18 protein-coding genes and 1 pseudogene are annotated in these 23,082 nt (G+C 72.5%); 8 read left to right on the top strand and 11 right to left on the bottom strand.

What is annotated here, in order from left to right:
• Position 1 precedes the first annotated feature (1 nt).
• From OHT01_RS25875 to OHT01_RS25885, 3 genes are all read right to left on the bottom strand, one after another.
• Positions 2 to 1,339 carry an ABC transporter substrate-binding protein gene (locus OHT01_RS25875; RefSeq protein ID WP_328555510.1) on the bottom strand — a complete coding sequence of 446 codons (1,338 nt, stop codon included), beginning with the start codon at positions 1,337 to 1,339 and terminating at the stop codon, positions 2 to 4.
• A gap of 57 nt (positions 1,340 to 1,396) precedes the next feature.
• On the bottom strand, positions 1,397 to 2,608 hold the full coding sequence (locus OHT01_RS25880) for an ROK family transcriptional regulator (RefSeq protein ID WP_328555511.1): 1,212 nt from the start codon (positions 2,606 to 2,608) through the stop codon (positions 1,397 to 1,399).
• Between the two features lie 322 nt (positions 2,609 to 2,930).
• Positions 2,931 to 3,767 (bottom strand): hypothetical protein, encoded by an 837-nt coding sequence (locus OHT01_RS25885; RefSeq protein ID WP_328555512.1) that lies wholly within the window; start codon positions 3,765 to 3,767, stop codon positions 2,931 to 2,933.
• 393 nt (positions 3,768 to 4,160) lie between these two features.
• Here OHT01_RS25885 and OHT01_RS25890 point away from each other — a divergent pair, with 393 nt between their 5' ends.
• The gene (locus OHT01_RS25890) at positions 4,161 to 4,712 is read left to right on the top strand and encodes a hypothetical protein (protein WP_328555513.1); all 552 of its coding nucleotides are present in this window, start codon (positions 4,161 to 4,163) and stop codon (positions 4,710 to 4,712) included.
• Between the two features lie 139 nt (positions 4,713 to 4,851).
• On the opposite strand, the gene OHT01_RS25895 is transcribed toward OHT01_RS25890, so the two are convergent.
• Positions 4,852 to 5,949: a mechanosensitive ion channel family protein gene (locus OHT01_RS25895; RefSeq protein ID WP_328555514.1), complete on the bottom strand. Its 1,098-nt coding sequence runs from the start codon at positions 5,947 to 5,949 to the stop codon at positions 4,852 to 4,854.
• 272 nt (positions 5,950 to 6,221) lie between these two features.
• Between OHT01_RS25895 and OHT01_RS25900 the strand changes: the two genes are divergently transcribed.
• Positions 6,222 to 6,758 carry an HNH endonuclease gene (locus OHT01_RS25900; protein ID WP_328555515.1) on the top strand — a complete coding sequence of 179 codons (537 nt, stop codon included), beginning with the start codon at positions 6,222 to 6,224 and terminating at the stop codon, positions 6,756 to 6,758.
• Between the two features lie 145 nt (positions 6,759 to 6,903).
• Here OHT01_RS25900 and OHT01_RS25905 read toward each other — a convergent pair whose 3' ends face one another.
• The 4 genes from OHT01_RS25905 to OHT01_RS25920 all read right to left on the bottom strand — a co-directional run bounded on the left by OHT01_RS25905 (position 6,904) and on the right by OHT01_RS25920 (position 12,917).
• Complete coding sequence (locus tag OHT01_RS25905; RefSeq protein WP_328555516.1) at positions 6,904 to 8,247, bottom strand: ABC transporter permease; 1,344 nt, start codon at positions 8,245 to 8,247, stop codon at positions 6,904 to 6,906.
• The gene (locus OHT01_RS25910; RefSeq protein ID WP_328555517.1) at positions 8,244 to 8,963 is read right to left on the bottom strand and encodes an ABC transporter ATP-binding protein; all 720 of its coding nucleotides are present in this window, start codon (positions 8,961 to 8,963) and stop codon (positions 8,244 to 8,246) included. Before OHT01_RS25910 ends, OHT01_RS25905 begins: the two co-directional genes overlap by 4 nt.
• Positions 8,960 to 9,493: a PadR family transcriptional regulator gene (locus OHT01_RS25915; protein ID WP_328555518.1), complete on the bottom strand. Its 534-nt coding sequence runs from the start codon at positions 9,491 to 9,493 to the stop codon at positions 8,960 to 8,962. The genes OHT01_RS25910 and OHT01_RS25915 overlap by 4 nt, the downstream gene beginning before the upstream one ends.
• 136 nt (positions 9,494 to 9,629) lie before the next feature.
• The gene (locus tag OHT01_RS25920) at positions 9,630 to 12,917 is read right to left on the bottom strand and encodes a beta-N-acetylglucosaminidase domain-containing protein (protein ID WP_328555519.1); all 3,288 of its coding nucleotides are present in this window, start codon (positions 12,915 to 12,917) and stop codon (positions 9,630 to 9,632) included.
• A 296-nt stretch (positions 12,918 to 13,213) separates the two neighbouring features.
• Between OHT01_RS25920 and OHT01_RS25925 the strand changes: the two genes are divergently transcribed.
• From OHT01_RS25925 to OHT01_RS25935, 3 genes are read left to right on the top strand one after another with little or no spacing between them, the layout of a single operon-like run.
• Entirely contained in the window at positions 13,214 to 13,483 is a 270-nt protein-coding gene (locus OHT01_RS25925; protein WP_328555520.1) for a hypothetical protein, read from the top strand.
• Positions 13,483 to 15,630 carry a 4-alpha-glucanotransferase gene (gene malQ, locus OHT01_RS25930; protein ID WP_328555521.1) on the top strand — a complete coding sequence of 716 codons (2,148 nt, stop codon included), beginning with the start codon at positions 13,483 to 13,485 and terminating at the stop codon, positions 15,628 to 15,630. Before OHT01_RS25925 ends, malQ begins: the two co-directional genes overlap by 1 nt.
• Positions 15,631 to 15,687: 57 nt before the next feature.
• The gene (locus tag OHT01_RS25935) at positions 15,688 to 15,927 is read left to right on the top strand and encodes a hypothetical protein (RefSeq protein ID WP_328555522.1); all 240 of its coding nucleotides are present in this window, start codon (positions 15,688 to 15,690) and stop codon (positions 15,925 to 15,927) included.
• 113 nt (positions 15,928 to 16,040) lie between these two features.
• Here OHT01_RS25935 and OHT01_RS25940 read toward each other — a convergent pair whose 3' ends face one another.
• Positions 16,041 to 16,670: a TetR/AcrR family transcriptional regulator gene (locus tag OHT01_RS25940; RefSeq protein WP_328555523.1), complete on the bottom strand. Its 630-nt coding sequence runs from the start codon at positions 16,668 to 16,670 to the stop codon at positions 16,041 to 16,043.
• Positions 16,671 to 16,800: 130 nt separating this feature from the next.
• On the opposite strand from OHT01_RS25940, the gene OHT01_RS25945 reads away from it, so the two are divergent.
• Positions 16,801 to 18,312 carry an FAD-dependent monooxygenase gene (locus OHT01_RS25945; protein ID WP_328555524.1) on the top strand — a complete coding sequence of 504 codons (1,512 nt, stop codon included), beginning with the start codon at positions 16,801 to 16,803 and terminating at the stop codon, positions 18,310 to 18,312.
• On the opposite strand, the gene OHT01_RS25950 is transcribed toward OHT01_RS25945, so the two are convergent.
• The gene (locus OHT01_RS25950) at positions 18,309 to 18,806 is read right to left on the bottom strand and encodes a MarR family winged helix-turn-helix transcriptional regulator (protein WP_328555525.1); all 498 of its coding nucleotides are present in this window, start codon (positions 18,804 to 18,806) and stop codon (positions 18,309 to 18,311) included. The two genes, OHT01_RS25945 and OHT01_RS25950, sit on opposite strands and share 4 nt — an antisense overlap.
• Before the next feature lie 123 nt (positions 18,807 to 18,929).
• On the opposite strand from OHT01_RS25950, the pseudogene OHT01_RS25955 reads away from it, so the two are divergent.
• A pseudogene (locus OHT01_RS25955) lies at positions 18,930 to 19,829 on the top strand (EamA family transporter); the annotation flags it as partial.
• Here the strand turns inward: OHT01_RS25955 and OHT01_RS40185 are convergent.
• Positions 19,799 to 20,329: a DUF1203 domain-containing protein gene (locus OHT01_RS40185; protein WP_405917115.1), complete on the bottom strand. Its 531-nt coding sequence runs from the start codon at positions 20,327 to 20,329 to the stop codon at positions 19,799 to 19,801. The pseudogene OHT01_RS25955 and the gene OHT01_RS40185 sit on opposite strands and share 31 nt — an antisense overlap.
• Positions 20,330 to 20,441: 112 nt before the next feature.
• Between OHT01_RS40185 and pepN the strand changes: the two genes are divergently transcribed.
• Entirely contained in the window at positions 20,442 to 23,030 is a 2,589-nt protein-coding gene (gene pepN / locus OHT01_RS25970; RefSeq protein ID WP_328555527.1) for an aminopeptidase N, read from the top strand.
• Positions 23,031 to 23,082: the final 52 nt, after the last annotated feature.

The following is a 23,082-nucleotide window of genomic DNA, read 5'->3' on the forward strand; positions in this document are numbered from 1 at the left end:
GCTACTTCGCCTGCGCGATGTCCGTGTCGATCTGCCGGGCGGTGGCCTCCAGGCCCGCCTTCAGATCCTTGGTCCTGCCGCTCTCGTAGTCGTACCCGAACTGCTGGATCGTCACGAGGTAGGTGCCGCCGTTGATGGACGCCGGGGTCGTCGTCGAGTTCGGGTTCGAGGCGATGTCCAGGAACGTCTTGAACCGCGGGTCGTACTTCAGCTTCGGCGACTTGAGGGCCGCGAGCGTCGAGGGCACGTTGTGGATGGCGTTGGCGAAACCGACCACCGCGTCCGTGTCCGTGGTCATGTATTTCACCAGCTCCCAGGCCGCGTTCTGCTTCTTGCTGGTGGCCGCGATGCCCGCGATGGTGCCGGTGATGTAGCCCTTGCCGTACTGGTCCGCCTGGTCGTCGGGGACGGGCAGCGGGGCGACGCCGATCTCGAAGTCCGGCTTGGCCTCCTGGGCCATTCCGAGACGCCACTCGCCGTCGAGCTGCATGGCGACCTGACCGGTGTGGAACGGGTGCTTGGGGCCCCATTCGTCACCGAGCTTGGAACGGTAGGTCTCCAGCTTCTTGAAGCCGCCGAGTTCGTCGACCAGCTTCTTCTGGAGCGTGAACCCGGCGGTGAAAGCAGGGTCCTTGGCGATGTTCGACTTGCCGCTGCTGTCGAAGTACGTCGGCGAGAACTGTCCGAAGTAGTGCTCGGTGGTGGATTCCCAGCCGTGGTAGTCCGGCATGAAGCCGAGCTGGGAGTACGAGTCGCCCTTGGAGACGGTGAGCTTCTTGGCGTCCGTCTCGAATTCGGACCACGTCTTCGGAGGGCCGGCGATCCCGGCCTTCTCGAAGGCGGTCTTGTTGTAGTAGAGCCCGTACGCGTCACCGAGCAGCGGCACCGTGCAGCGGTTGCCGTCGAACTGGGTGTACTCGTTCATCGTCTTCGGGAACGTCGTCTCGGGGTCGATGCCCGCCTTCTTGAAGAAGGGGTTCAGGTCGACGAAGGCGCCGGACGAGCAGAACTTGCCCACGTTGTTGGTGGTGAAGGAGGAGACCACGTCGGGTGCCTTGTCGCCGCCCGCGCGCAGCGCCTGGTTGATCTTGTCGTCGGTCATGTTGCCGACGACGTTCACGTGGATGTTCGGGTGCGCCTTCTCGAAGCCCGCGACCAGCGACTTCACGGCCTTGACCTCGTTCGGCGCGCTCCAGGCGTGCCAGAAGTTGATCGTCTGCTCCTTGGACGCGTCGTCGCTCCCACCGGAGTCCGACTGGCCGGTACAGGCGGTGGCGAGGAGGGCTATCGAGGCGGAGGCGGCGAGCGCGACAGCCGCCTTTCGGGACATTCCGGGCATGGCGAGATCTCCCTGCGAGGGACGGGGCGGGACGGGGGAGTTGCGGGTCGGGCGGGTTCAGCGGGAGGTGTCGAAGACCTCGTCGCGGGTGGCTGCCAGGGCGCTCTCCAACGCGCCCCGCAGTACGGGGTGTTCGTGCACGTCGCCGACGACGAGGCGCGGCCGGGACGCGGCCAGCTCCTCCAGCTCGGCCTGGACCAGGGCGCGAAGCGGTTCCCCGCCCGCGGTGAGCGACGATCCGCTCAGGACGACCAGCTCGGGGTCGAGCACGGAGACCAGGGAGGCCAGACCGGTGGCGAGTCCGGTCGCGTAGCTCTCCAGGAGCTGCCGGTAGGGACCCTCGTCGACGGCCGCGGCCCGCTCGACGACGGTGGCCGCGACCTCGGCGTAGGGGCCGGTGGGCAGGTCCTCGATGCCGAGCGAACGCGCCAGTTCGGGGATGGCCTGCGAACCGGCCAGCGCCTGGTAGCCGCCGCTGTTCGCCTTGGTCACATGGCGCACCAGGGGCGCGCCGGGCACGGGCAGGAAGCCGACCTCGCCCGCGCCGCCGGTCCAGCCGCGGTGCAGCCGGCCGCCGAGGACGAGCGCGGCACCGAGGCCGCCCTCGTTCCACAGCAGGACGAAGTCCTCGTGCCCCCGGGCGGCACCGAGGCGCTGCTCCGCGATGGCGACGAGGTTGACGTCGTTCTCGTACTCGACGGGCATCGGCAGCGCGGCCGCCAGCTCGTCGAGGAGGGTGGGGGAGTGCCAGCCGGGCAGGTGGGAGGCGTACCGCAGCCGGCCGGTGTTGGGGTCGAAGGCGCCGGGCGTGCCGATGACCAGACGCCGGACGTCGTCCCGGGCGAGCCCGGCCGCCTTCACCGCGCCGTCGAGGGCGTCGGTGACCTGGCGTACGACGGGCTGGGCCCGGCGGCGGCCCGGGGTGGGCAGTTCGAACTCGCCGACCGTCCGGCCGGTGATGTCGGCGACGGCGGCGAGGACGCGCTCCGGGGTGACGTCCAGGCCCGCCGCGTGGGCGGCGCCCGGATTGACCTCGTACAACTGGGCGCTGGGGCCCGGCCGTCCCTCGCTGGTGCCGGTGGCCAGGACGAGCCCGGCGGCCTCCAGCCGGGCCAGGAGCTGCGAGGCGGTGGGCTTGGACAGCCCGGTGAGTTTCCCGATCCGGGTCCGCGAGAGCGGTCCGTGCGCGAGCAGCAGATCGAGGGCGGCGCGATCGTTCATCGCGCGCAGGACGCGGGGGGTGCCCGGCGTACCGGCGGAACCTGTCATGTCTTTCGCCACCTGCCCTTCTCGACCGACCAGCTTCCCAGGGATGCCTTCGGGAAGTCCACCGCAAGATCATTGTTAGGAAAGTTTCCTATTGCCGTGCGAGGAAGGTAGGCCGGACCGGTCGGAGGCGTCAAGGGAAACCGCCCTCCGGGCGGCAGAGTCGTTACCCGGGGGGCGGCGGTCGGGCCGGTCGCGGTGTGCCGGCGATGGCGGTGCGGGTGGCCGGAAGACACGAAGCCGCCCCCGCCGCTGACGGACTCGTCTGCTGCGGGGGCGGCTCGGGGCCGGCCTGGGGAGGGGCCGGACCGGGGGATGGACTCGGTTACTTCACGTCGACGTAGTCGCCCGTGGCCGTGGCGGCGCCCGTGGTGCTCGTGCCCGCGAACGTGTAGCGGTAGGTGCCGTCGGCCGCGGCCTTGACCGTGGTGGTCAGGGCGCCCGTCGTGCCGGAGGTCACCGTCTTGACGGTCTTGTAGGCCGTGGCGCCCTTGGCCTTGAACTGGAGGGCGGCCGACTGGCCCTTGAAACCGGCGTACTCGCCGCTCTCCCAGTCGGCACGGGTCAGCGCGCCCTTGACGGTGAGGGTGCTGCCCTTCTTCACCGGCTCGGGGGTGGCGTTGGTGGTGAGCTTGGCGGCGCGCTTGAGCTGCGCGGTGCCGGGGACGCCCCACATGTCGTAGCCGAACCGCACGCTGATGTGGTTGTCGGAGTCGTCGTTGTCCGTGACGGAGTCGCTGTAGAAGCCGGCCACCTTCCAGGTGCCCGCGTCCGCCGCCTCGTAGAGGTACTCGTCGGGCTCGACGTAGATGGCCTCGGTGCAGGACTGCGTGACCGTCGTGGCGGTCGTGGCCGTCGTGGTGCAGGTCGGGGCGTCGTCCGGCCCCAACTCGTTCTCCTGCCTGGAGAGCGCCGCACCGCGGTACAGAAGGATGCCCGCGACGCTGGTCAGGTTGTCGACGACGAGATCGGCGGGACGGACGAAGGTGTACGTGACCGGGACCTTCACCGTGCTGGTGGTGCCGACGACGATCGCCTTGCCGTTGTTGACCACCACGTTGGAGAAGGCGAGGTCCGGGGTGGCGGCCGACGCGGACGGCACGGCCAGGGCGGACAGGGCCAGGGCACCGGAAACGACGGCGCCTGTGGCGTACTTGCGCATGGATCTCCCCACATTCGAAGCGGGTCCCCGGGCGTTGAGCTCCAGAACAAGGGCCCGCTGTTGGGGCGACAGTAGACGGTTGAACAATGTGGCTGAAATGCGGGGGGCATGTGAAGAGGGCCGTCACGTCTTCGTCACGATCGGGCGCTCCGAGCGGGGTCGAAGTGCGGGATTGATGGCGGTACGCACCCAGGAGAACGGGCGCCCAGTCGCTCGGGTGACAGTGAATCAGGAGCTCCGGAGCCTCCTTCACGGGATCTCCTTCTTATGATCCGCCGTATGAGAGTGAACCGTTCGGTATGGGCTGTGGCGACCTGTCTGGCCGCGGCCCTCGTCGTGTCGTGCGGGAGCGGTGATGGCGGGAATCGTTCGGTTCCCGCTCGACCTTCCCGGGTGAGCCCCTCGGCCGTCGGCGCCTCGCCGAACTGCTCCCAGGCCTCCATCCGGTGGGGCCAGGTCGACGTGAGCACGAAGCTGATCGCCGTGTCGCAGCTCGTGACGGTGGAGAAGGGCCAGAAGCCCGGGTGGGTCCGGCTCACGCGCCACCACGTCCGGACCGTGACCTTCGGGATCGACGCGGGCGGTGCCGTCGTGCCGGGGCGGCGACTCTTCGCCTCGCTGGAGAAGCGGCTCGGATACGACTTGCCGACGGTCGGAAGGCGCGGGACGTGGACGTCCGGCCGGTTCGACAAGGACGGTCTCGGGCCGGTCGACTACCTCGGGCATCCCGGGCGGTTCGTCGAGGCCGCGGGAGTGGGCGTCGTCGACGCGAGCTTCGTCCTCGACTGCGCGGGCACCCACGGTGCCACCGGCACACCGGTCTACGGCACGCTCACCTCGTGGCGCGGGAACAGCGGGGCCTCGATGCGGTGCGGGATCGTGCCGGACAAGGGCAAGTGGTTCCGCGAGGCCTACGACATGGTCTGCCCCGAGGACCACTCATGACGCTGCACATGGCGGGCCTGCGGGCCGGAGACCGGGAGCAGCGGACCGGCCGACGACGAAGGGGCGGCGCCCGGAACATCCGGGTGCCGCCCCTCTCACGTACAGCCGGAGCCGTTCCGGCCTCTTGACCGCGGACGGCCTACTTCGGCGCGCCCGACGGGGCCGGGATGGGGGCCGTCGCCTCCGACTGGGGGGACGCCGGGTTCCCCAGGGCCGACGGGGCCGCGACCGCGGACGTCGGGTCCAACGGCGGCTCCTCCTCCACGGGCGTGGGGCCGCCCACGATGCGGATGTCCGCCGCGTCGAAGGCGCGCTTGATACGCCAGCGCAGCTCGCGCTCCACGGAGCTTGCCTTGCCGGGCATGGTCTTGGCCGAGACGCGGACCACCATGGAGTCGAGAAGGACGCTGTCCAGGCCCAGGATCTCGATCGGGCCCCACAGACGCTCGTTCCAGGGCTCTTCCTTGCTGACGGTCTCGGCGACGTCGTCGATGACGGCCCGGACGTGGTCCAGGTCCTCCGAGGAACGGACCGTGACGTCCACGCCGGCCGTGGCCCAGCCCTGCGAGAGGTTGCCGATCCGCTTGACCTCACCGTTGCGGACGTACCAGATCTCGCCGTTGTCGCCGCGCAGCTTGGTCACGCGCAGACCTACCTCTATGACCTCACCGGAGGCCACGCCCGCGTCGATCACGTCGCCGACGCCGTACTGGTCCTCAAGGATCATGAAGACGCCGGAGAGGAAGTCGGTGACCAGGTTGCGGGCGCCGAAACCGATCGCGACACCGGCCACACCCGCCGAGGCGAGCAGCGGGGCCAGGTTGATCTCGAACGTGCCGAGGATCATCAGCGCGGCCGTGCCCATGATCAGGAAGGACGCGACCGAGCGCAGCACCGACCCTATGGCCTGGGAGCGCTGCCGACGGCGTTCCACGTTCACCAGCAGACCGCCGAGCGCCGTGCCGTCGACGGCCTGGACGGTGCGGGTCATGCGATCGATGAGCTTGGTGATCGCCCGCCGTACGAACACTCTCAGTACGGCGGCGACCACCAGGATCAGCAGTACGCGCAGACCTATGGCCAGCCAGGTCGACCAGTTCTCCTCGACCCAGCTCGCGGCGTGGGTCGCACTCTCCTGGGCGTCCTGAAGCGTGGGGGTCACCGGACCTGTCGACGTCGCGGGAGACGGGGACGGGGTCGAACCGGCGGCCAGGGCCAATAGGACGGGCAGGGACACAGCAGGTACCTCCAGGCGTAGCGGTCTGCCCGCGGCCGGGGACACAATCGGGGCGCCGTCGGGCAGAACCACCACACTAACGGGCCATCGTGTGTGGATCGTTGCCATGTTCAGGGGAGAGACGGTGCTCACCTGGGGATGAAGGGGGTGTGGTCGAAAACACTCCCAGCCCGTTACCGGGACATGGTGGCGCTTCCACCAGGCATGAGGGGAGACTGGCTGCAGATCGTCCCGGCGCGAGCCACGCGCCGCCGGCGTACAAGGAGGCATCCGTGCCGCACGTCCTGGTCCTCAACGCGTCGTACGAGCCGCTCGGCGTCGTACCGCTCCGCCGCGCTCTCGTCCTCGTCCTTGAGAACAAAGCCGTTTCTCTAGAGGAATCCGGCGCCTTCATGCACAGCGCGACCGTTACTGTCCCCGCACCCAGCGTGGTCCGGCTGAAGAGGTTCGTACGGGTTCCCTACCGAGGGCCCGTCCCGCTGACCAGGCGAGCTCTGTTCGCCCGCGACGGCGGCCGGTGCATGTACTGCGGTGGCGTCGCAACCAGCGTCGACCACGTCGTCCCGCGCTCCCGCGGAGGTCAGCACGCCTGGGACAACGTGGTGGCGTCCTGCCGCCGCTGCAACCACACCAAGGCCGACCGCCACCTGGTCGAGATCGGCTGGCGCCTGCGTCACAAACCCGCCCCGCCGTCCGGGCTCGCCTGGCGCATCATCGGAACGGGACACAGGGACCCACGCTGGATGCCCTACCTTCAACCGTACGGCGCGGACGACGCCATGGCCCGGATCGACGGCATTTCAGCCTGACGATCCGGGCTTTTGTGTTGGCTCGCGGCAGCCGGGCCGACATCCGGGCCGCCGCCCGTCCCGGCTCCCCAGGAGGACCCCCGTGCCTCCCGGGGCGCCTGCCGTGCCCTGCCCGCGGGCAGGGCACCGCAGGGCCGCGGCGCGGTCACAGGTGGCGCAGCTCCGCCGGACGCACCGAGCGGCGCAGCAGGGGCAGCGAGGTGGCCGCGGCCAGCAGGCAGGCCGCGTAGACCGCGACGGGGACGAGTACCGGCAGTACGGGCACCATGCCGCCGCCCGCGAGCTGCCCGTACCAGACGCCGATCCCGAGGCCTCCGGCACCGGCCAGCGCGACTGCCGGGGCGAGCGGCAGGGCCGTCTCCAGGAGCAGGGCCCGGCCGAGCACGACCTGCGGCACCCCGGCGGCGGCCTGTGCGGCGAGCCCGCGGCGGCGGGTGGCCAGTGACTCGGCGGTCCCCACCGCCAGCGCGGTGAGGGTGATCGCGAGGGCCAGCAGGATCGCGGCACCTGCGAGGTCGATACCGGTGGTGTAGAAGGACAGGTTCGAGGAGTACATGTGGCGGTCGTGCCCGGTGAGGATGTCGAGCAGCACCTGCCGTACGCCCACGAAGCCCGTCCCCACCACGGTCACCAGCAGCACCGCGGCATGGGTGCGCGCGCCGGCCCACGGATCGTCCCGCAGCCGTTCGGCCGCGATCAGGGTCGCCGGGTTCCGGGTCCGCGCGGCGAGCACGCGGCCGGTCAGCCGGGCACTCGCGCCCACCGCCCAGACGGCTCCGAGGCCGGTGACAATCACCACGCCGAAGACGAGCGGTGGAGCCGTTCCGAACCCGCCGAGGCTGGCCGGAGCGACGGCGAGCGCCGTGAAAAGCATCACGAGGGCCGTCGTGAGGACGGCGAGGCCAGGACCCGGCCGCCCGCCGCTCGGACGGACCCGTCGCACCCAGCCCAGCGGCGAGGCCACCACCCGGCGCAGGGCGAGCGTGCTCACCAGCGCGCCCACGACGGGCACGACGAGCAGGACCCCCGCGCAGCCGGCCCAGACGGCGGCCGACGGGCCCTGCGTCCGGCGCAGCAGGACCCCTGCGCAGACGAGGGTGGCCACGGCCGAGCCGAGGAGGCACGCGAGGCCCGCCTCCAGCGCGGCGATCCGCCGTACCTGCGCCGGTGAGGCGCCCGCCAGGCGCAGCCCGGCCAGCCTGCGGTCGCGGTGCACGGCCCCGATGCGGGCGCACTGCCCGAGGAAGCCGAGCACCGGCACCAGCAGGAGCAGCAGGGTGACGACAACGCCCGCCCGGTCACCGGGCTGATCGAGCAGGCCGTGGGCGAGCGTCATGGAGTACTGCCCCTGGAGCGAGGCGACGGCGACGGCGGCCAGGCACAGCGTGCCGGCGAGAGCCGCTCCCACGGCCGTGAGCGCGACCCTCCACCACTCCCGCCGGTCGGAACCGCGGGTGAGCAGCAGCGCGAGCCGGAGGTCGGTCCTCATCGGGTCACCTCCGCCGCGGCCGAGGCGGTCGATGCCGTCGACAGGGCGCCGGAGCCGGACAGGGCGCCGTCCCGCAGCGACACCTCCCGGTCCGCGTACGCCGCCACCTGGGCGTCGTGGGTGATCAGCACGACCGCCGCACCCGTCTCCCGGGCGGTGTGGATCAGCGCGGTCATCACCTGTTCCCCGGCGAGGGAGTCGAGCGCGCCGGTCGGTTCGTCCGCGAAGACGGCCTTCGGAGCCGTCACCAGGGCCCGCGCCAGCGCCACCCGCTGGGCCTGGCCACCGCTCATCTCGCCGGGCCGCAGCGCCTCCTGCCCCCGTACACCGAACCGCTCCAGCCACTCGCCCGCCCGCTCCCGCGCCGCCGCGCGGGAGGTGCCCGCGAGCATCAGGGGCAGGGCCACGTTGTCGGCGGCGGTCAGTTCGGGTATCAGCTGGCCGAACTGGAACACCACCCCGAAGTCCGTGCGGCGGAGCTCGCTGAGCCGCTTCTCGGGCAGCAGGTCGAGGCGCTCGCCCGCGTACTCCACCGTTCCGCTGTCGGGTCTGACGATGCCCGCCAGGCAGTGGAGCAGGGTGGACTTGCCGCTGCCGCTGGCCCCGGTGACGGCGAGTACCTCGCCCGCGGCCAGTTCCAGCGAGGCGCCGCGCAGTGCGGGGGTGGGGCCGTGCGCCTTGACCAGGCCCCGGGCGGCCAGAAGGGGGGTGCTCATGCGGTGTGGACCTCCGAGGTCAGGGTCGCGAGCCGGTCCGCCGTGGTGGTCATCCAGCGGAGGTCGGCGTCGAGGTGGTTGACGGCGTAGTCGGCCGAGAGGACGGTCGCGAGATCGGCGCCGGGCGTCGTCTTCAGCGCCGTGAGCTCGCGCATCCGCGCCATGTGGGCGGCGCGCTGGGCCAGCAGATAGCCGGCCGGATCCGCCGAGGCGAGGATCGAGACGACGACCTTGGCGAAGATCTCGTTCGTCACGAAGGGCGCGGGCGGTGTGATCGCGCCCGCCCACTGGGTCAGTTCACGCGATCCGTCGTCGGTCGAGCGGTACAGGGTCCGCTCGGGACCGCCGTCCGAGTCGGTGCCGTCGATCGCGGCGAGACCGTCGCGGACCAGCCGCTGCAAGGTGGTGTAGACCTGCCCGTAGGCGAGCGGACGGGCCTGCGGGAAGCGTTCGTCGTGCCGTCGCTTGAGGTCGTACCCATGGCTGGGGCCTCCGGCGAGCAGCCCCAACAGGATGTGACGGGTGCTCATGGAGATCAGTATGCACTGAAGATATGTACTGAGTGAATAGCTGGCGCGGGGAATATCGAAGCCGTCGGTCCGCCACCGGCCTCCGGTCTGCCGCCGTCTGTCGGTCGGCTACCGGGCACGGGCCCTCTGCCGGCCGTCAGCCGGCGACCGCGTACGCCTCCACCGACCACAGCGAGTACCCGTACTGCGTGGCCCGGTGGATCCCCTGGACGCGCACGTAGCGGACGTCGCGTTCGTCGAAGCGGAGGGATTCCACGCCGCCGCGGCCGTCGTTCACGGTGGTCGCGGTGCGCCACACGCGTCCGTCGGCGGAGACCTGGACGCGGTACGCGGACGGGTACGCGTCCTGCCAGCTCAGCACGAGCCGGCCGAGGCGCACCGGGTCGGCGAACTGCACCTGCCACCAGGCGCCGTTGTCGACGGGGGAGGACCAACGGGTCTCCGGATCACCGTCGTTGGCCGCCGCGGCCGGGAAGTCGGGGGTCTCGTCGGCGGACGAGGAGGCCGTGCCGGTGCGGGCCAGATCGGGGCCCGTCGTGCGCGGGAAGGCGCGGACGATCAGGGTGCGGGTCTGCGAGCCGAAGGAGACCGTGACGTCGTACGAGCCCGACGGCGTCCCCGGCGGGACCGTGACCTCGACGGTGCTGTCGACGACGGCGCCGCGGGCGAGGGTCGTCGACGGCCGCGAGACCTTGACCTCGATGCCCTTCGGCGCCCGTGCGGTCAGTTCACCGCTGATCCCGGTGGGGCGCAGTGAGGTCAGCCGGGCGGTGATCCGCTGTGTGCCGCCGATCTCCACGTCCGTCGAGGAACGGGTCAACTCCAGTGCCGCGGCCGGGGAGTCGGCGAACCAGGGCACGAGGTGGCGGACCTGCGAGGGCGCGGGACCGCTGACCCGCAGCGCGTCCGCGCGCACGCCCGCCGCGCCGACCTCCGTCCCGCCGACCTCCGTCCCGCCGACCTCCGTCGCGCCCCCGGCGGCGAGCGCGCCGAGGTAGCGCCAGCCCTCGCCCGGGACATGCGCCTCGACGAACCCCGTCGCACCGGGGTCGGTGAGCACGCTCACCGCGCTGAGCGTGCGGGGGTGAGGGAAGATGCGGAGGCGCGGGTCCCGCCCGGTGCCGGCCTCCGGCGTGGCGTCGTCCTGCGGCCCGCCGTCCTGCGGCCGGTCGCCCTGTGCGGTCCCGCCGGTGTCCGCGGGAGCGCCGCCGTCCGCCGCCGTGCCGCCGGTCCCCGTCGCGCCGTCCGCCGTCCCGCCGGGGTCCGTCCGGGTGCCCCGGCCCGTGGACGGCTCGTTGTCGAGGCCCGCCCACTTCTGGTACGCCGTGCGGGCCCGCGTCAGGAACGGGTCGAGCACGCCCTCGCCGACCGTCACCCCGCTCGCCGCGAGTTCGGTGCGCAGCCGGTTCAGCGTGCGGTACGCCGTCCACGCCGTCGTCGCGTCACCGCTCGACTGGGCGTTCAGCAGCGCCACGGCCGTCTCGCCGGCCTCGCCGTAGCGCGCCAACTGCGTGATCCAGGGCTCCACTTCGGTGGCGATCGGATGCCCCGCCAACCGCTTCGGCGTCTCGCGCATCACGGTGAACGCGGCGCGCAGCCGCTGGGCCGCGCTCTCGTTCGCGGCCCGGTCCGTGGTCGTCCGCGCCTGCCAGAACGCCTCGATGAGCGGACGCAGATACGCCGACTCCTGGCCGCCCAGGACCGAGGACGCGTCGTTCCCGGCCAGCGCGCGCAGCGCGTCCGCGCTCCGCGCGTCGCCGTCCGCGAGGTCCTCGATCGCGGCCCCCCAGGACTCCTGGGGCCGGTAGTCCCGCGGGTTCCAGGCGTAGTCGGCCGCCGTGAACAGCGGGATGCGGGAGGCCTCGGGCTGCGGCATCGCGTTCGCCAGCAGCGCCGCCGAGCCGGTGGCCACCGCCGGTTCACGCCCCTGGTAGGGGCCGAGGAACACCCGGTCCTGCGCGTAGTCGTTGACGGGGTAGTTGTCCATCGTGACGAGCGGGTGGCTGCCGAACACCTCGCGGGTGCGCGCCAGTTCGCCGCCCGTGATCGTCTTCGGCACGACACCGACGCCCGTCCACGCGACCTCGACGCGCTCGTCCAGGGCGCTCGCCAACCGCCGCCGGTAGTCGGTCGAACCGTCCTCGTAGTACTCCGTCGGCATCAGGGAGAGCGCGGCCACCTCCGGGTGGCGGGCGGCGAGATGCCGGGCCACGGCGTTCGCCACCCGCGCCTGCGCCTTCGCCGCCGCCTCCGAGCCGGAGCCGAACGCGTCCGCGTCCGCCCCGCAGTGCCACTCGGTGTAGCTGACGTCCTGGAACTGCAGCTGGAACGCCCGGAAGCCCAGCGCCCACATGGCGTCGAGCTTGCGCGTCAGCGCCTTCACATCGGCGTCCGAGGAGAAGCACATCGCCTGCCCGGGAGCCACCGTCCAGGTCAGCGTGACGTGATTGCGGCGCGCCCGCTCCGCCAGGTCCCGGAAGTGCGCGCGCTCACCGGCCGGGTACGGCTCACGCCAGCGGGCCTGCCGGAAGAGGTCGTCGCCGGGCGCGTAGACGTAGCGGTTCTGCTTGGTCCGGCCCATGAAGTCGAGCTGCGCGAGGCGCTGTTCGGGGGTCCAGGGGCTCCCGTAGAACCCCTCGGTGATGCCGCGCACGGCGGTGCCGGGCCAGTCCCGGACGACGGCGCCGGCGATCCGGCCGTCGGCACCGAGAAGCTGACGCAGCGTCTGCACCGCGTGGTACAGCCCGTCCTCGCCTACTCCCGCGAGGGCGACGGTGTCGCGGCCGTCGGTACGGCCCACGGCCAGCCGGTAGCCGCCGGAGGGCAGATCGGCGCGGGGCGCGGCGCCGAGCGAGGTGAGCGCCCGTTCCAGGGAGCCCGACGCGACGCGCGCGCCGGAGAACGAACCCGCGCCCTGCCGACCGCTGTTCGCCGGATCCGTGCCCACCCGCACCACCAGCGCGTGCGCCGGTAGCGCGTCACCGTCGCGCGCCGTCGTGATCGTACGGGCGCCGGCTTGTCGGAGCAGTGCGCGCAACGCTTCGAGCGCGTACGGGTCGGGCGCGCTGTCCGGGGTGTCCGCGTCGACGCTCACGCCGGGGGCGTACGGGGTCACGGGTGTGCCGGGAGCGTACGAGCCGGCCGCGGAGGCGGAACGCGCGCCGCCGAACGGTCCGGGCGAGCCGGATGCCGCCGTACCGGTGACCAGGACGACCTCGTCCGTGACCGCGACCGGGGTGCCGGTCGCGCGCAGCGACTGCGGGCGGGGCCAGACGGCGGGTACCGCGCCGGTGGCGGGCTCCACGTCGTCCGCGGAGGCTGCCGGACCGTGCGGCGCCGCGACGGCCGCGGGAGCCGTGGCGAACGCGCTCGCGACCATGGCGAACGCGAGTACGGTCGCTCCTTTTCCACGCCCGAGTCGCACGGTTCCCCCTCGTAGCCGCCACCCCGGCTGCGGCGTCGGGGTGGCGTCGAGCCCACCATTCGGGTGGTGAAGGTGTCAACGAGAGTGGCCGATGTGCCGGGATTACCCCAGCCTGGAGGGGCGGCCCGGAGGTGTGGGACGGCGACAGAATGTGACCAGAAGCACGTTGTTCGTCCGTGTGCGTCTGCCGTCGCGCCCACGGGGTAGGGCTGCGGTGACCGCCAGGGCACCCGTTTCCGGCACGATCTGCCGGAATGCCCTCGGCCGCCGTACCCGACCTCGACAAGGAGGCCCCCGTGGCCGCATCGGCACACCTTCTCCTCTCGGCCCTGACCGAACGCGGGGCGGAGCCGTCCTTTCCCTCCCAGCGTGCGGGCCTGGCGTCCGTCGAGCCCGAGGGCGCCCGCCTGTCTCCGCTCGGCTCGGAAGGCGCCGCCGCCGAGGTGCCGCTGACCAGCGAGCCCCCGCTGCCCGACGCCGAACCGCTGACCAGTGAGCCGCCGCTCGCGGACGCCGCGCATCTGACGAGCGAGCCCACCTCGACCGGCGCCGCGTCGGGGGTCTGATGGCACCCAGTGGGCCCGCCGACCCGCCGCGGACGGCAGCGGAGCCGGCACCGCGGACACCCCTGTCCCGGCTCGCCGAACTGCACGGAGTCGCCTCCGCCTACAACCCGTCCCCGGACCGCACGGTCTCGGCCCCGGACGCCTCGCTCGTCGCGATCCTGGCGGCGCTCGGTGTCGACGCCGGCACCCCGGACGCCGTACGCGCAGCCCTCGCGCGCCACGAGGCCGGGACGGCCGGGCGGCTGCTGCCGGCGACCCTGGTGTGCTGGGGCGGCCTCGTCCCCGCGGAGCTCACCGCACTGCCGGAGGCCACCCGGCTGGTGATCACCACCGAGCAGGGCGAGACCCGGGACTCCGCGGACCACCTCCCGCCCGGCGTCCACACGCTGCACGCCACCGCCCCCGACGGGCGCGGCGCCGACGCGCACCTCGTCGTCGCCCCCACCCGGCTGCCCGCGCCACCCGGACGCACGTACGGCCTGCTCGTCCAGCTCTACTCCCTGCTCTCCCGGCATTCCTGGGGCATGGGCGACCTCGGCGACCTCGCCGAGCTGACCGCCTGGGCGGGCCGGGCGCTCGGCGCCGGATTCGTCCAGGTCAACCCGTTGCACGCGGCGGTGCCCGGTGACCCCACCGACCCCTCCCCGTACCGGCCCTCCTCCCGCCGCTTCCCCGACCCGGTGCACCTGCGCGTGGAGGACATCCCCGAGTACCCGTACACCGAGGACCGCGAACGGCTGCGTACGGTGCTGGAACGCGCCGACCGGTTGCGCGAATCCGTCCTGGACAAGGGCGCGTTGATCGACCGCGACGCCGTGTGGGAGCTCAAGCGCGAGGCGCTCGAATCGGTCCGCGCGGTGCCCCTCGGTCCCGGCCGGCAGGCCGCCTACGCCGACTTCCTCGCCGAGGAGGGGCAGGCGCTGGAGGACCACGCCACCTGGTGCGCGCTCGCCGAGGTGCACGGCTCCGACTGGCGGAGCTGGCCCGAGGCCCTGCGCGACCCCCGTTCGCCCGGGACGGCCCGGGCGCGCGGCGAACTGATGGACCGCGTCGACTTCCACAGCAGGCTCGCCTGGCTCACCGACGCCCAGCTCGCGCGCGCCCAGCGCTCCGCGCGCGACGCCGGCATGAGCGTCGGACTCGTGCACGACCTCGCCGTCGGCGTCCACCCCGACGGGGCCGACGCCTGGGCCCAGCAGGAGTACTTCGCGGCCGGCATGTCCGTCGGCGCGCCCCCCGACGCCTTCAACGCGCGCGGCCAGGACTGGGGCCTGCCGCCCTGGCGGCCCGACCGGCTCGCCGCCTCCGGGTACGCCCCCTACCGCCGCCTGCTGCGCGCGCTCCTGCGGCATGCGGGCGCCCTGCGCATCGACCACGTCATGGGCCTGTTCAGGCTCTGGTGGATCCCCGAGGGACAGCCGCCCACCGAGGGCTCGTACGTCCGCTACGACGCCGAGGCGATGCTCGCGATCCTGGTCCTGGAGGCCTCGCGGGCCGGCGCGCTGGTGATCGGCGAGGACCTCGGCACGGTCGGACCCGGTGTGCGCGAGACGCTCCAGGAACGCGGAGTGCTGGGCACCTCGGTGCTGTGGTTCGAACGGGACTGGGAGGGCGACGGCATGCCCCTGCCGCCCGAGAGCTGGCGAGCCGACTGCCTGGCCACCGCCACCACCCACGACCTGCCGCCCACCGCGTCCCGGCTCACCGGCGAACACGTCGAACTCCGCGACCGGCTCGGCCTGTTGACGGGCTCCCTCGACGAGGAGCGGGGGGCGGCCGCCGCCGACACCCGGGAGTGGCTGGCGCTGCTCTCCCGGCTCGGCCTGCTGCGCGGAGCGAACGGCGGAGGCCCCGCCCGGGCGGAGGAGGCCGAGATCCAGGCCGTGCACCGCTTCCTGCTGCGCACCCCGGCCCACCTGGTCGGTGTCTGGCTCCCGGACGCCGTCGGCGACCGCCGTCCGCAGAACCTCCCCGGCACCTGGGACCAGTACCCCAACTGGCGCCTGCCGGTCGCCGACGACGAGGGCCGCCCGGTGACCCTGGAGGAGCTGGCCGCCTCACCCCGGCTGCACGCCCTGATCGACGTGATGCGGGCGGAGAGCGGCCGGGCCGGAGCACCCGGAAGCCCCCCGCGCCGTGCCCCGTGACCTCCGTACGGCACCCCCGGGCGCGCGGCCCGCTCGGGGGTTCGCTACGTTTGCACCGTGGACAAGAAGAACGCTCTGCGCGCCGGTGCCCTGGCCGCCGGTACGACGCTGATGATGCTGCTCATGTCGTCCCCCGCGCTCGCGCTGACCCGCGACGACGGTGACGACCCCGGCTCCGGCCTGAGCGTGATCGAGACGCTCGGCCTCTATGTCGTGACGCCGATCGTGCTGTTCCTGGTCATCGCCGGCCTCGTGATGGTCCTGGACAAGTCCCACAAGCAGCCGAAGCAGGGCTGAGCCCCGCCTTCGCGCCAACTCTCCGTCGAGGGAGTCCCCGCACCCACCGGTGCGCGGACTCCCTCGACGCGTTTCCGAGTCCGCCGAGTCCGCCGCGTTCTCGCGGACGGGGGCTACGGGTGGGGCGCCGTCAGATACCGCTGCACCGTCGGGCCGAGCCACGCCACGATCTCCTCGCGGTGCAGCGCGACGGCCGGGGCCAGCCGCAGGATGTAGCGGGCGAGCGCGAGCCCGAGCAGCTGTGAGGCGCAGAGCGCGGCGCGGGCCGGAGCCTGTTCGGGGTCCGGGCAGGCGCGCCGGGCCACCGGCGCGAGCTGGTCCCTGAAGATGTTCTGCATCCGTTCGGCGCCGGCCTGGTTGGTCACGCCGACCCGGAGCATCGCGGTGAGGACCTCGTTCTCCTCCCACAGGTCGAGGAAGTGGCCCACCAGAACGTGTCCCACGTCGGCCGGGTCGAGAGCCGACGGATCGGGCAGCCGCAGATCGACGTCGAGCACGGCCGCGAACAGCCCCTCCTTCGAGCCGTAGTAGCGCATGACCATCGACGGGTCGATGCGCGCGTCCTTTGCGATGGCCCGGATCGTGGCACGCTCGTAGCCGTCCGCCGCGAAGCGCTCGCGGGCGGCGGTGAGGATCGCGCCGCGGGTGGCGTCGGAGCGGCGGGGCGCCACCGCGGGTGCCGCGCCGGACTCCGGGGGCGTGCCGGAGCCGGGGTGGGACTCGTGCTGTTCCTTGACTGGCATGCCAACGACCGTAGGCCAACACCTGTTGACAGTCCAGTGACACCCTCCTATGTTGGCAAACAGGCGTTGGCAAACAAGTGTTGGCCAACGAGCGTTGGCAACCAGGCGTTGGTGTCAAGAGGAGGCCGTCATGACCGGCAACACGCACGCGCACACGTCCGCCACCACCCCCCGCCAGGTCGTCGTGGTCGGCTCGGGCCCGACCGGCCTGCTGCTGGCCGGCGATCTCGCCGCCGCCGGTGTCCCGGTCGTCCTCGTCGAGAAGCGCCCCCGCGGCATCAGCAATCTCTCCCGCGCCTTCGTCCTGCACGCGCGCACCCTGGAGCAGCTCGACGCCCGCGGACTCGCCGACGGTCTGGAGAGCAAGGGGCGGGCCCTCGACCGTATTCGGCTCTTCGGCGGGCTGACGCTCGCACTGGACACGCTGCCCTCCCGTTTCAACCACCTGCTGGTGATTCCGCAGTACGAGGTGGAGGAGGCCTTGCAGCACCGGGCGGAGAAGGCCGGGGTGCGGTTCGTCTACGAGACGGAGGTGACCGGACTGCGGCAGGACGCGGACGGCGTGACGCTCGAAGTGCGGGGACCGGGCGGCGCGGCGGGTGAACTGGCGGCCGACTACGTCGTCGGGACGGACGGGATGCGCAGCGCGGTGCGGGAGGCGATCGGGCTGACCTTCCCCGGCAGGTCGGTCATCCGGTCCGTCGTGCTCGCGGACGTCCGGCTCGACGAGGAGCCGGAGTCGGTGCTGACCGCCAACGCCGTCGGTGACGCCTTCGCCTTCATCGCGCCCTTCGGTGACGGCTACTACCGCGTCATCGGCTGGCACCGCGGCCGAGACATCCCGGACAGCGAGCCGGTCGGACTCGACGAGGTCAAGGAGATCGCCCGGCTCGCCCTCGGGCACGACTACGGGATGCGCGACGCCCGCTGGATGTCCCGGTTCCACAGCGACGAACGCCAGGCGCCCGCCTACCGGGTGGGCCGTGTCTTCCTGGCGGGCGACGCCGCGCATGTGCACACCCCGGCCGGCGGTCAGGGCATGAACACCGGGCTCCAGGACGCGGCGAACCTCGGCTGGAAGCTGGCGGCCGTGTTCAACGGATGGTCCGGAGCAGCTCTGTTGGACACCTATCAGGCCGAACGCCACCCGGTCGGCGCGTCCGTGCTGCGCAGCAGCGGAGGCATCGTACGGCTCGCCATGGCCAAGCGTCCCTGGACCCGGGCGCTGCGCGCGGGAATCACCACGGTGCTCGGTCATGTCGGCCCCGCCCGTCGCCGGGCGGCCGGCCGCATCACGGGCATCGGGTACGCGTACGGGGCGCCGCGCGGCGCGCACCCCTTGACCGGCAACCGCGCCCCCGACCTCGCTCTGAGGAGCGGTCGGCTCTACGAGGCCCTGCGGGCCGGGAGGTTCGTCCTGATTGCCCCGGGGCCGTCCGGGACCGGGCAGGCAGGCCAGGCAGAGCAGGCAGAGCGGGCAGAGCGGGCGGGGGAGCGTGCGGGCCGTCTCACCGTGGAGCGCTGGGCGGGCGAGCGGCGCACGACGCTCCTGGTGCGGCCCGACGGATATGTGGCCTGGGCCGCCGAGTCCCCGGACCCGGCCGCGGTCGAGGCGGCCCTCACCGCCGCCGTGGGTTCTTAGGAGGCGGTGGCGGCCAGCAGCGGGCGCAGCAGGTCGGCCAGTTGGGCGGCCTGCTCGCCGTCGAGGGCCGAGAGCGCGGCCGTCTGGACGGCGAGCCCTGCCTCGACGGCCTCGTCGATCAGCCTCAGCCCCTCGTCCGTCAGGGTGACTCGGAGGCCGCGCCGGTCGTGCGGATCGGGGGAGCGGCGGAGCAGCCCGGCGCGCTCCAGCCTGTCCAGGCGCCCGGTCATCCCGCCCGTGGTCAGCATGAGCGTGGCCGAGAGTTCGCGGGGCGGGAGCGTGTACGGGGCGTCGGAGCGGCGCAGTGTCGCCAGCACGTCGAATTCCCCGCGCGAGATCCCGTATCGCGCGTACGCCTTCTCCATCCGGTCGCCCATGGTGCGCGCGAGCCGGAAGACGCGCCCGAAGACCTCCATCGCCGCGGTGTCGAGGTCCGGCCGGACGGCGGCCCACTGCTCGACGATCGCGTCGACGGGGTCCTCGGGGTTGCTCATGGGGGCGAGTATCCGCCGCGCCGCAGGTCGGTCGCAAGAAAGTGGCTCGGAGGGAAGCGGGTCGCCAGAAAGAGGCTTGACGATAAGTAGCTTATAGCTAAGCTACTTATCGCTGACCTACTCATGTCCGGCCTCCTCGAAACCGGGTGTCCCGTGGACGCGAAACGACCCGCCCTCATAGCCCTCACGGCGCTCGCCCCCATCTCCTGGGGCAGCACCTACGCCGTTACCACCGAGTTCCTCCCGCCCGACCGGCCGCTGCTCACGGCCGTGCTGCGCGCCCTGCCCGCCGGGCTGCTGCTCCTCGCGCTCGCGCGAGTGCTGCCGCGCGGAGTGTGGTGGGGGAAGGCGGCCGTGCTGGGCGCGCTGAACATCGGCGCGTTCTTCCCGCTGCTGTTCCTCTCCGCGTACCGGCTGCCCGGCGGAGCGGCGGCCGTGGTCGGGTCCACCGGGCCGTTGTTCGTGGCGGGTCTCTCGGTGGCGCTGCTCGGCGACCGGCCGACCCTCCGTACGCTCCTCACCGGTGTCACCGCGGCCCTCGGCGTCAGCCTCGTCGTCCTGAAGGCGGCGGGCGCCCTCGACCCCGTGGGTGTTCTCGCGGCGCTCGCCTCCACCGCGTCGATGTCCACCGGCACGGTGCTCACCCAGCGGTGGGGGCGGCCGGACGGAGTCGGTCCGCTGGCGCTGACGGCCTGGCAGCTCACCGCCGGAGGACTGCTGATCGCTCCGGTCGCACTTGTGGTCGAGGGTGCGCCGCCCGTGCTGGACGGCCGGGCGATCGGCGGCTACCTGTACCTCGCGCTGGCCAACACGGCGGTCGCGTACTGGCTGTGGTTCCGGGGCATCGGCCGGCTCACCGCCACCCAGGTGACGTTCCTCGGCCCGCTCTCGCCGCTGACCGCGGCCGTCATCGGCTGGGCCGCGCTGGGGCAGGCGCTGACACCGGTGCAGTCGGCGGGCATGGCGCTCGCGTTCGGGGCGACCGTGTCCGGTCAGTTCGGAGCCCGTACGGCCGCCGCCGGTCCCGCCCCGGCCTCGCGCGCGAACCCGCTCCGCCGCACCTCGTACAGGAAGCAGCCGTACTCCACCGCCCGTACATGGACCAGGGCCACCTCCGGGTCGTCGAACGCCGCGGTGAAGGCCTCGTCGAACACGGCCGGTTCGCCGACCAGTTGCCCGCCCAGGATGTGCCCCTCGGCCGAGTAGCGGCGGACCACGCGGTGGGCGTTCGTGAACGGGAGGGCGTCCGTGGCCGGGCCCGCGCATTCGTCCGCGTGGATGAAGACCGGGCCCTGCTCGTCGTACGCGCCCGGCTCGACGCCCCTCGCGGCGGCCCAGCGGCGCAGCGGGGCGTACGAGACCAGGGCGACGCGCTCGCCGGGCTCGCCGCGGCGCAGGCAACAGCGCAGCGGGGCGCCGCCCACCTCGTCGGTCAGCGGGGCGAGCGGACGGCCCGCGTCGTCGGTGGCGCGGAGCTCTTTCAGGACGTCCGGGGCAATGGGGTGTGCGGTGTACGTCGTCATACGTCCAGGCTCGTGCCCGCGCCCGCCCGGCACCGGCGGGAAACGGACATCGCGCTGTGCGAGGGTCCCGTGGAAGGATGACGCAACCCACACATAACGAGGAGATGACCGCGTGCCTGGCACAAACCTGACCCGCGAAGAGGCGCAGCAGCGCGCGAAACTGCTCACCGTTGACTCGTACGAGGTCGAACTCGACCTCTCCGGCGCGCAGGAGGGCGGCACCTACCGGTCCGTGACCACGGTGCGCTTCGACTCCGCCGAGACCGGCGCGGAGACGTTCATCGACCTGGTGGCCCCGGCCGTCCACGAGGTCACTCTCAACGGCGACCCGCTCGACGCGGCCGAGGTCTTCGAGGACTCGCGGATCGCGCTGTCCGGGCTCCTGGAGGGGCGCAACATCGTCCGTGTCGTCGCGGACTGCGCGTACACCAACACCGGTGAGGGACTGCACCGGTTCGTCGACCCCGTCGACCAGCAGGCCTACCTCTACACCCAGTTCGAGGTGCCGGACGCGCGCCGCGTCTTCGCGTCCTTCGAACAGCCCGACCTGAAGGCCACCTTCCAGTTCACCGTGAAGGCGCCGTCCGGCTGGACGGTCATCTCCAACTCGCCGACCCCGGAGCCCAAGGACGACGTCTGGGTCTTCGAGCCGACGCCGCGGATCTCCACGTACATCACCGCGCTGATCGTCGGCCCGTACCACTCGGTGCACAGCGTGTACGAGAAGGACGGACGGACCGTCCCGCTCGGCATCTACTGTCGCCCCTCGCTCGCCGAGTTCCTCGACTCGGACGCGATCTTCGAGGTCACCCGGCAGGGCTTCGACTGGTTCCAGGAGAAGTTCGACTACGCGTACCCGTTCGAGAAGTACGACCAGCTCTTCGTGCCCGAGTTCAACGCGGGCGCGATGGAGAACGCGGGCGCGGTCACCATCCGCGACCAGTACGTCTTCCGCTCCAAGGTCACCGACGCCGCCTACGAGCTGCGCGCCGAGACGATCCTGCACGAGCTGGCCCACATGTGGTTCGGCGACCTCGTGACGATGGAGTGGTGGAACGACCTCTGGCTGAACGAGTCGTTCGCCACCTACACCTCCATCGCCTGCCAGGCCTACCACCCCGACAGCCGGTGGCCGCACTCCTGGACCACCTTCGCCAACTCCATGAAGACCTGGGCGTACCGGCAGGACCAGCTCCCCTCCACCCACCCGATCATGGCCGAGATCCGCGACCTCGACGACGTGCTCGTCAACTTCGACGGCATCACGTACGCCAAGGGCGCCTCCGTCCTCAAGCAGCTCGTCGCCTATGTCGGCATGGACGAGTTCTTCAGCGGCGTCCAGGCCTACTTCAAGGCCCACGCGTTCGGGAACACCCAGCTTTCCGACCTGCTCGGCGCCCTGGAGGAGACCTCCGGACGCGACCTCGGGACCTGGGCGCAGAAGTGGCTCCAGACCGCCGGGATCAACATCCTGCGCCCGGAGATCGAGACCGACGCCGACGGTGTCATCACCTCCTTCGCCATCCGCCAGGAGGCCCCGGCCCTGCCCGCCGGCGCCCAGGGCGAGCCGACGCTGCGCCCGCACCGCATCGCGGTCGGCCTGTACGACTTCGACGGCGCCGAGGGCGGCAGCGGCAAGCTGGTGCGTGACGAGCGCCTCGAACTGGACGTGGACGGGGAGCTGACCGCCGTACCGGAGCTCGTCGGCAGGCGCCGCCCCGACGTGGTCCTGCTCAACGACGACGACCTGTCGTACGCCAAGGTCCGCCTCGACGAGGACTCGCTCGCGTTCGTCACCGAGCACCTCGGCGACTTCGAGTCCTCCCTGCCGCGCGCCCTGTGCTGGGCCTCGGCCTGGGACATGACCCGCGACGCCGAGCTCGCCACCCGCGACTACCTGGCGCTGGTGCTGTCCGGCATCGGCAAGGAGTCCGACATCGGTGTCGTGCAGTCACTGCACCGGCAGGTGAAGCTGGCGATCGAGCTGTACGCCGACCCGACCGCCCGCGAGGCCCTGCTGACCCGCTGGACCGACGCGACCCTCGCCCACCTGCGCTCGGCCGAGGCCGGCGGCGACCACCAGCTCGCCTGGGCGCGCGCCTTCGCGGCGACCGCGCGCACGCCGGAGCAGCTCGACCTCCTGGAGGCGCTGCTCGAAGGCCGCGAGACCATCGAGGGCCTGGCCGTCGACACCGAACTGCGCTGGGCGTTCGTGCAGCGGCTCGCGGCCGTCGGACGCTTCGACGACGCGGAGATCGCCGCCGAGTACGAGCGCGACAAGACGGCCGCCGGTGAGCGGCACGCGGCCACCGCCCGCGCCGCCCGTCCCACCGAGGAGGCGAAGGCGGAGGCATGGGCCGCGGTCGTCGAGTCCGACAAGCTCCCGAACGCCGTGCAGGAAGCGGTCATCGCGGGCTTCGTCCAGTCCGACCAGCGTGAGCTGCTCGCCCCGTACACGGACAAGTACTTCGCCGTGGTCAAGGAGATCTGGGACGCCCGCTCGCACGAGATCGCGCAGCAGATCGCGACCGGTCTCTACCCGGGCGTCCACGTCGCCGAGGAGACCCTCGCCAAGACGGACGCGTGGCTGGCCACGGCCGAGCCGAACGCCGCTCTGCGACGACTCGTCTCGGAGTCCCGCTCGGGTGTGGAGCGGGCCCTGAAGGCCCAGGCCGCGGACGCGCAGGCGCCGACGGCGTAGTCCCCTCACCCGGGTGAGGGGGCATCGTCCGGGCGCCGGCCTTCGTGCCGGC

It is taken from the genome of Streptomyces sp. NBC_00358 (assembly GCF_036099295.1).
In the GTDB taxonomy this organism is placed as follows: Bacteria; Actinomycetota; Actinomycetes; order Streptomycetales; family Streptomycetaceae; genus Streptomyces.

Coding starts and splice junctions, on each gene's coding strand:
- OHT01_RS25875 (WP_328555510.1), bottom strand. CDS start 1,339: ATGCCCGGAATGTCCCGAAAGGCGGCTGTCGCGCTCGCCGCCTCCGCC.
- OHT01_RS25880 (WP_328555511.1), bottom strand. CDS start 2,608: ATGACAGGTTCCGCCGGTACGCCGGGCACCCCCCGCGTCCTGCGCGCG.
- OHT01_RS25885 (WP_328555512.1), bottom strand. CDS start 3,767: ATGCGCAAGTACGCCACAGGCGCCGTCGTTTCCGGTGCCCTGGCCCTG.
- OHT01_RS25905 (WP_328555516.1), bottom strand. CDS start 8,247: ATGAGGACCGACCTCCGGCTCGCGCTGCTGCTCACCCGCGGTTCCGAC.
- OHT01_RS25910 (WP_328555517.1), bottom strand. CDS start 8,963: ATGAGCACCCCCCTTCTGGCCGCCCGGGGCCTGGTCAAGGCGCACGGC.
- OHT01_RS25915 (WP_328555518.1), bottom strand. CDS start 9,493: ATGAGCACCCGTCACATCCTGTTGGGGCTGCTCGCCGGAGGCCCCAGC.
- malQ (WP_328555521.1), top strand. CDS start 13,483: ATGGCACCCAGTGGGCCCGCCGACCCGCCGCGGACGGCAGCGGAGCCG.
- OHT01_RS25940 (WP_328555523.1), bottom strand. CDS start 16,670: ATGCCAGTCAAGGAACAGCACGAGTCCCACCCCGGCTCCGGCACGCCC.
- OHT01_RS25945 (WP_328555524.1), top strand. CDS start 16,801: ATGACCGGCAACACGCACGCGCACACGTCCGCCACCACCCCCCGCCAG.
- OHT01_RS25950 (WP_328555525.1), bottom strand. CDS start 18,806: ATGAGCAACCCCGAGGACCCCGTCGACGCGATCGTCGAGCAGTGGGCC.
- OHT01_RS40185 (WP_405917115.1), bottom strand. CDS start 20,329: ATGACGACGTACACCGCACACCCCATTGCCCCGGACGTCCTGAAAGAG.